5 protein-coding genes are annotated in these 7,863 nt (G+C 74.4%); all 5 read left to right on the forward strand.

Going from position 1 to position 7,863, the window contains the following annotated elements:
• Window positions 1-208: 208 nt before the first annotated feature.
• The 5 genes from ileS to dhaM all read left to right on the forward strand — a co-directional run bounded on the left by ileS (window position 209) and on the right by dhaM (window position 7,720).
• Window positions 209-3,529, forward strand: a complete 3,321-nt coding sequence (ileS, locus tag Q0840_RS14765; RefSeq protein WP_298460684.1) for an isoleucine--tRNA ligase — start codon at window positions 209-211, stop codon at window positions 3,527-3,529.
• Window positions 3,526-4,899, forward strand: a complete 1,374-nt coding sequence (locus Q0840_RS14770) for a folylpolyglutamate synthase/dihydrofolate synthase family protein (RefSeq protein WP_298460686.1) — start codon at window positions 3,526-3,528, stop codon at window positions 4,897-4,899. Before ileS ends, Q0840_RS14770 begins: the two co-directional genes overlap by 4 nt.
• A gap of 164 nt (window positions 4,900-5,063) precedes the next feature.
• Window positions 5,064-6,059 carry a dihydroxyacetone kinase subunit DhaK gene (gene dhaK, locus Q0840_RS14775; RefSeq protein WP_298460688.1) on the forward strand — a complete coding sequence of 332 codons (996 nt, stop codon included), beginning with the start codon at window positions 5,064-5,066 and terminating at the stop codon, window positions 6,057-6,059.
• A 162-nt stretch (window positions 6,060-6,221) separates the two neighbouring features.
• Entirely contained in the window at window positions 6,222-6,869 is a 648-nt protein-coding gene (dhaL, locus tag Q0840_RS14780; RefSeq protein ID WP_298460690.1) for a dihydroxyacetone kinase subunit DhaL, read from the forward strand.
• Window positions 6,866-7,720 (forward strand): dihydroxyacetone kinase phosphoryl donor subunit DhaM, encoded by an 855-nt coding sequence (gene dhaM / locus Q0840_RS14785; RefSeq protein ID WP_367183136.1) that lies wholly within the window; start codon window positions 6,866-6,868, stop codon window positions 7,718-7,720. Before dhaL ends, dhaM begins: the two co-directional genes overlap by 4 nt.
• Window positions 7,721-7,863: the final 143 nt, after the last annotated feature.

Genomic DNA, 7,863 nt, shown 5'->3' on the forward strand with positions numbered 1-7,863 from the left:
AACCGGACGGGTGGGCCCGTGACAGCCCGGGCGAGCGGTCGTCGCACGCCGTCCCCTCGGGGCCGGGGCGTGGCGGCAAGCGAGGTGGTACCGCGGCGGGCTGCACGCAGCCCCGTCGTCCTCGCACGGTGTGGTCGGTGCCGCGGCAGGCAGTCGCGACGCGGACCTGTCCAGCACAGTGCACGACGACCTCAGGAGCCCGGCCCCCATGGCGTACCCCCTGCACCGCCCCAGCGAGCCCACCGGCGAGCGATCCGCGCGTTCCGCGGTCCCGGCGTCCCCGGACCTGCCCGCCCTCGAGAAGGACGTCCTGGCCTACTGGGAGGCGGACGGGACCTTCCGGGCGTCGATCGACCACCGCGACGCGGGCCCCGACGGATCCAACGAGTTCGTCTTCTACGACGGCCCGCCGTTCGCCAACGGCCTGCCGCACTACGGGCACCTGCTGACCGGGTACGCCAAGGACGTCGTCGGGCGCTACCAGACCCAGGCCGGCCGCCGCGTCGAGCGCCGCTTCGGGTGGGACACCCACGGCCTGCCCGCCGAGCTCGAGGCCGAGCGCGTGCTGGGCATCACGCAGAAGTCGCAGATCGACGAGATGGGCATCGCCGCGTTCAACGAGGCATGCCGCACCTCGGTGCTCAAGTACACCGACGAGTGGCAGGCCTACGTCACCCGCCAGGCGCGCTGGGTGGACTTCGACGACGACTACAAGACGCTCGACCTGACCTACATGGAGTCGGTGATCTGGGCGTTCAAGGAGCTGCACGACAAGGGCCTGGCCTACGAGGGCTACCGGGTGCTGCCGTACTGCTGGCGCGACGAGACGCCGCTGTCCAACCACGAGCTGCGCATGGACGACGACGTCTACCAGTCCCGCCAGGACCCGGCCCTCACCGTCGGAGTCCGCCTGGAGACCGGCGAGCTCGCCCTCATCTGGACGACGACGCCGTGGACGCTGCCGTCGAACCTCGCCGTCGCCGTCGGGCCGGACATCCCCTACGTCGTGGTGGCCCCGGGGGAGTCCAGCGCGTTGGCCGGCGAGCGGGTGCTGCTGGCCGAGTCCCGACTGGACTCCTACGCCCGCGAGCTCGGCGAGGACGCGACGGTGCTGGAGACCGTCCTCGGCTCGGCCCTGGTCGGCCGGGCGTACACCCCGCCGTTCCCGTACTTCGCCGACCCCGAGGGCAACCCGGCGGCCCACCACGTGCTGGCCGGCGACTTCGTCACCACCGAGGACGGCACCGGCCTGGTGCACCTCGCGCCGGCGTTCGGTGAGGACGACATGCTCGTCTGCGACGCCGCCGGCATCCGCCCGGTCGTGCCGGTCGACGCCCGCGGGCAGTTCACGACCGAGGTGCCGGACTACGCCGGCCTCCAGGTGTTCGACGCCAACCCCCGGGTGATCGCCGACCTCAAGGCCGGCAGCGGCCCGCTGGCCGCCACGGACCCGGGCCGGCGCGCCGTCGTCGTCCGGCACGAGACCTACCAGCACTCCTACCCGCACTGCTGGCGCTGCCGGAACCCGCTCATCTACCGGGCCGTGTCGAGCTGGTTCGTGCGGGTGACCCAGTTCCGGGACCGCATGGTGGAGCTGAACGACCAGATCACCTGGGTGCCGGACCACATCAGGGACGGCCAGTTCGGCAAGTGGCTCGCCGGTGCGCGGGACTGGTCCATCTCCCGCAACCGGTACTGGGGCACCCCCATCCCGGTGTGGGTCAGCGACGACCCCGCGTACCCGCGCACCGACGTCTACGGGTCCCTCGCGGACCTCGAGCGCGACTTCGGCCGCCCGGTCACCGACCTGCACCGCCCGTTCATCGACGAGCTCACCCGCCCGAACCCGGACGACCCGACGGGCCGCTCCACCATGCGCCGCATCCCGGACGTGCTGGACGTGTGGTTCGACTCCGGCTCGATGCCGTTCGCCCAGGTGCACTACCCGTTCGAGAACGCCGAGTGGTTCGAGCACCACTACCCGGGGGACTTCATCACCGAGTACATCGGGCAGACCCGCGGCTGGTTCTACACGCTGCACGTGCTGGCCACGGCTCTGTTCGACCGGCCCGCCTTCCGCACGTCGGTCTCGCACGGCATCGTGCTCGGCTCGGACGGCCGCAAGATGAGCAAGTCGCTGCGCAACTACCCCGACGTGTCCGAGGTGTTCGAGCGCGACGGCTCGGACGCGATGCGGTGGTTCCTCATGGCCTCGCCCATCCTGCGCGGCGGCAATCTCGTCGTCACCGAGGAGGGCATCCGCGAGAACGTCCGCCAGGTGCTGCTGCCGCTGTGGAGCACCTGGTACTTCTTCGCGCTCTACGCCGGCGCCGCGCACGACGGCGCGGGCCTGACCGCGCGCCGGGTCACGGACGACGACGTGGCGCAGCTCGGGACGATGGATCGCTACCTGCTCGCGCGGACCCGCGACCTCGTCGTCCGCGTGACGGCCGACCTGGACGCCTACGACGTCCCCGCCGCGTGCGAGGCCGTCCGTGAGCACCTCGACGTGCTCACCAACTGGTACGTGCGCACGTCGCGGCAGCGGTTCTGGGACGAGGACGCGCGCGCGTTCGACACCCTGTGGACCGCGCTGGAGGTGCTCACCCGGGTCATGGCGCCGCTCGCACCGCTGCTCAGCGAGGAGGTGTGGCGGGGACTGACCGGGGGCCGCAGCGTGCACCTGACCGACTGGCCGACGCCGCAGGAGCTGCCGGCCACCGGCGCCGGCGACGCGCTCGACGCCGACCGGCTGGTCGCGGCGATGGACCGGGTCCGTGACGTCTGCTCGGTCACCCTCGGGCTGCGCAAGGCGAACGGTCTGCGCGTCCGCCAGCCCCTGCGCACCCTGCGGGTCGCGCTGCCGGACGTCGACGACGCCCGCGGCTTCGCCGACCTGATCGCGGCAGAGGTCAACGTCAAGAGCGTCGAGTTCCACGGGCTCGACGACGCCGCCGCCGCCGGGCTCGGGGTGGACACGCGCCTGGCGGTCAACGCCCGCGCCGCCGGGCCGCGACTGGGCCGCCAGGTGCAGACGGTCATCCGCGCCGCGAAGGCCGGCGACTGGGAGACCGGCCCCGACGGTGCCGTCGTCGTCCGCACGCCCGACGGCCCGGTCCCGCTGGCCGACGGCGAGTACGAGCTGACCACCGTGGTGTCCGCCGGCGAGGGGGACGAGGTGGCCGCGGCGGTCCTGCCCGGCGGTGGCGTCGTCGTCCTGTCCACGGCGCTCGACGACGGGCTCGTCGCCGAGGGCCGCGCACGCGACGTCGTCCGTGCCGTCCAGGACGCCCGCAAGGCGGCCGGCCTCGACGTCAGCGACCGGGTGCGGCTGCGGATCGCGGTGCCGGCCGGGTGGCGCGACGCCGTCGAGGCGCACCGCGGGCTGATCGCGTCCGAGACGCTGGCCACCGCGCTCGCCGTCGACGACGTCGCCGGCGACGGCGTCACCGTGTCCGTCGAGCGGGACACCGTCGGGCAGGACCCCGTCGGGCAGGACGACGACCAGGAGAAGGGGACCGGGGCATGAGCGGCGCCGACCACGCACGCCGGCAGGCACGCACCGAGGCGGAGACCGCCGCGGCCGAGGTGTACGCCGGGATCCTCGAGCGCATGCCCGAGCACGACGTCCAGCCCTCGCTGGACCGGGTCCGGGCGGTGTGCGAGCTGCTGGGCGACCCGCAACGATCGTTCCGGACCGTGCACGTGACCGGCACGAACGGCAAGACGTCGACGTCACGCATGGTCGAGCGGCTCGTCCGCGAGCACGGCCTGCGCACCGGCCGGTTCACCAGCCCGCACCTGAGCGACGTGCGCGAGCGCATCGCGATCGACGGAGAGCCGATCAGCGCCGAGCGCTTCGTCGAGGTGTGGCAGGACGTCGCGCCCTACGTGCACATGGTGGACACCCGGTCGCTGGCCGAGGGTGGTCCGCGGCTGAGCTTCTTCGAGGTGCTCACGGTCATGGCGCTGGCCGCGTTCGCCGACACCCCGATCGACGTCGCCGTCATCGAGGTCGGGATGGGCGGCCGGTGGGACGCCACCAACGTCGTCGACGGCGAGGTCGCGGTGCTCACCCCGGTGGCCCACGACCACGAGCGCTGGCTCGGCTACGAGCTGACCGCGATCGCGGGCGAGAAGGCCGGGATCATCAAGGACGGGGCGACGGTCGTGATCGCCGACCAGGCCGAGGACGTCGACGGGGTCCTGCTCGCCGTCGCGGCGGAGCGCGGCGCCCGCGTCGTCCGGCAGGGCATCGACATCGAGGTCGCCGGCCGGCAGGTCGCCGTCGGCGGCCAGCTGCTGTCCCTGCGCGGGCTCGGCGGCCTGTACACCGAGGTGTTCGTGCCGCTGCACGGCGTGCACCAGGCGCAGAACGCGCTGCTCGCCCTGGTCGCCGTCGAGGCGCTGCTCAGCGGCGGCGGCGCGCTCGACGGGGACCTGGTCGGTGCCGCGTTCGCCGACGTCGACTCCCCGGGGCGTCTGGAGCTCGTCCGCACGAGCCCCACCGTGCTGGTCGACGCCGCGCACAACCCGGCCGGCATCGCCGCGCTGGTCACCGCGGTGGAGGAGTCGTTCGAGTTCACCCGGCTGGTCGGCGTGGTCGGCGTGCTCGACGACAAGGACGCCGAGAACGTCCTGGCCGGCCTGGAGCCGCTGCTCGCCGAGGTCGTGGTGACCCGCTCGTCGTCGCCGCGCGCGCAGGACCCCGAGGACCTCGCCGAGATCGCGATCGACGTCTTCGGCCAGGACCGGGTGCACGTCGCGGACCGGCTCGACGCGGCGATCGACGTCGCGGTGCAGCTCGCGGAGCGCGCGCAGGACATGGGGTCCGGTGTGCTCGTCACCGGCTCGATCACCCTCGTCGCCGACGCGCGGATCCTGCTCGGACGCGGCTGAGGGACGTGCCACGTGCGCCGGCCGGGCGGCGTCCTTGACGGCGCGCCCGGCCGACGCGAGGGTGGCAGACGACCGGACGCAGGTCCCGCGGCCGGCGCGCAGCTGACGCCCCCCGGCCGGCGTCCGCCGACGAGCGCACCGGCCGGTCGGCGAAGGGAACCCGCATGAAGAAGCTGATCAACGACCCCGCCCGCGTCGTCGACGAGTCGGTGGAGGGTTTCGGGTGGGCGCACGCCGACCTGGTCACCGTCCACCGCGACCCGCTCTACGTCGTGCGTGCGGACGGTCCGGTGCAGGGCAAGGTCGGGCTCGTGAGCGGCGGTGGCAGCGGTCACGAGCCGCTGCACGCCGGGTTCGTCGGCGCCGGGATGCTCGACGCCGCCGTCCCCGGGGCCATGTTCACCTCCCCGACGCCGGACGCGATCGCCCCGGCGACCCTCGCCGCCGACGGCGGCCGCGGTGTGCTGCACATCGTGAAGAACTACACCGGCGACGTGCTCAACTTCGAGACCGCCGCGGAGCTCGCCGAAGCCGACGACGTCGAGGTCCGCACCGTCGTGGTCAACGACGACGTCGCCGTCGAGGACTCGCTGTACACCGCGGGCCGTCGCGGCGTCGCCGGCACGCTGTGCGTGGAGAAGATCGCCGGTGCCGCCGCCGACCGCGGCGACGACCTCGCCGGCGTCGCCGCCGTGGCCGAGCGGGTCAACGCCAATGTGCGGTCCATGGGCGTCGCGCTCGCCGCGGGCACCGTGCCGCACGCCGGCGTCCCGAGCTTCGACCTCACCGAGAGCGAGATCGAGATCGGCATCGGCATCCACGGCGAGCCGGGGCGGCGCCGGGTGCCGATGGCGTCCGCCGACGAGATCACCGAGCAGCTCACGGGCCCCGTCCTGCAGGACCTCGGGCTCGGCGAGGGCGAGCAGGTCCTGCTGTTCGTCAACGGCATGGGCGGCACCCCGCTGTCGGAGCTGTACGTGGTGTACCGCCGCGCGCGGCAGCTGGTCGAGGCCGCGGGCGCCAGCGTGGCGCGGTCGCTGGTCGGCAGCTACGTGACCTCGCTGGAGATGCAGGGAGCCTCGGTCACGGTGCTGCGGCTCGACGAGGAGCTGACGGCCCTGTGGGACGCACCGGTGCGGACGGCCGCCCTGCGCTGGTGACCCGCCCATGGCCGGCCCGCAGCCGGCCCGCGACCGGCCCCGCCCGGGTCACGGTTCGGTAGCGACGGCCGCGGGGGCCGTGCCGCACCGGGTCGCCGTGGCAGGCTGCGGGGCGGGCAGTGCCTACCGGCCGCGGCAGGCACGCGTCGACGAGGGAGAAGAATGACACTCGACGTGGCATGGGCGTTGCGCTGGGTGCGGCGCTCGGCCGAGGTGGTGGCCGAGCACCGCATCGAGCTCATCGAGCTCGACCGTCAGATCGGCGACGGCGACCACGGGGAGAACCTGCACCGGGGGTACACCGCGGTGGTGGCACGCCTCGACGCGCTCGACGCACCCCCCGCCCAGGTCGGCGACGTCCTGAAGCTGGTGGCGACGACCCTCATGTCGACCGTGGGTGGAGCGGCCGGGCCGCTCTACGGCACCGCGTACCTGCGAGCGGCCAAGGTGACCGGCCTGGACGAGCTCGACGCAGGCGCCGTCGTGGCGATGCTCGAGGCCGGCCTCGAGGGCATCGTGGCCCGGGGCAAGGCGACCACCGGCGAGAAGACCATGGTCGACGCGTGGTCGCCCGCCGTCGCCGCCGCGGTCGCGGCCGCCGACCAGGGGGCCGAGCCCGGCGCGGTGCTCGACGCCGCTGCACAGGCGGCGTCGTCCGGGGCCGAGGCCACGATCCCGCTCGTCGCCACCAAGGGCCGGGCGAGCTATCTGGGCGAACGCAGCGCGGGCCACGCCGACCCCGGCGCCACGTCGACCGCCCTGCTGCTGCACGCCGCAGCCGACGCGGCGACGGGAACCGGTCCGGCATGACCACGGTGACCGTCGCCCTGGTGCTGGTCGCGCACTCGCGCGCGCTCGCGGAGGGCGTCGCGGAGCTCGCCGGGCAGATGGCGCCCGACGTCCCGGTGCTGCCGGCCGGTGGCACCGACGACGGCCGGCTCGGGACCGGTTTCGACCTCGTCACCCGGGCCATCGACGACGCGGTCGCCGACGGCCGGTCCGCCGTCGTCCTGACCGACCTCGGATCGGCCGTGCTGACCACCGAGAGCGTGCTGGAGCTGGCCGACCCCGACGTCGTGGCCCGGGTCATGGTGGTCGACGCGCCGTTCGTCGAGGGCGCGGTCGAGGCGGCGGTGGTCGCCCAGGGCGGGGCGGATCTCGACGCCGTGGCCGACGCCGCGCGCCGCGCGGGGTCGTCGTTCGGCGGGGAGCAGGGCGACGAGGGGTCGGCGGACTCCGACCTGGCGGCGGCGGGACGCCACGGGTTGGACGACGCCGCGGGAGCAGCGTCCGGCGAGGACGCGGACACCGCGGTGCCGTCCGCGGGCGGCGACGGTGCTGCGGGCGCCCACCCGGCGACGACCGACGGCTCGGTCCCGCACGTCGACGGCGGGCCGCCCGCGACGACGGCCCGGGGGACGGCCGTCCTGCGCAACCGGCTCGGCCTGCACGCCCGTCCGGCCGCGCAGCTCGCCCGCACGGCGAGCGGGTTCGAGTCGACGATCGCCGTCAACGGCGCCGACGCGCGCAGCGTGCTCTCACTCGTCGCGCTCGGGGCCGCCGGCGGCCAGCAGCTCGTGGTGACCGCGTGCGGGCCCGATGCCGCCCGTGCGGTCCGGGCGGTCGTCGGCGAGCTGGAGCAGGGATTCGGCGAGGCGTGAGCGCCGTGACCGGGGCCACCCGGATCCGGCTTTGACGCGGCGGCCGCGTCTGCGTAGAGTTCTTCTTCGCCGCCCGGCAGGGAGGAACGGACACCGAGGCTCTTCGTGAGCGGGTGGCTGGTCCCGGGGTGGCTCCCTGAAGT

The sequence above is a fragment of the uncultured Cellulomonas sp. genome (assembly GCF_947494015.1).
Taxonomy (GTDB): domain Bacteria; phylum Actinomycetota; class Actinomycetes; order Actinomycetales; family Cellulomonadaceae; genus Pengzhenrongella.

Excerpts from the sequence above, each read along its gene's own strand:
- ileS (WP_298460684.1), top strand. The coding sequence starts at position 209 with ATGGCGTACCCCCTGCACCGCCCCAGCGAGCCCACCGGCGAGCGATCC.
- Q0840_RS14770 (WP_298460686.1), top strand. The coding sequence starts at position 3,526 with ATGAGCGGCGCCGACCACGCACGCCGGCAGGCACGCACCGAGGCGGAG.
- dhaK (WP_298460688.1), top strand. The coding sequence starts at position 5,064 with ATGAAGAAGCTGATCAACGACCCCGCCCGCGTCGTCGACGAGTCGGTG.
- dhaL (WP_298460690.1), top strand. The coding sequence starts at position 6,222 with ATGACACTCGACGTGGCATGGGCGTTGCGCTGGGTGCGGCGCTCGGCC.
- dhaM (WP_367183136.1), top strand. The coding sequence starts at position 6,866 with ATGACCACGGTGACCGTCGCCCTGGTGCTGGTCGCGCACTCGCGCGCG.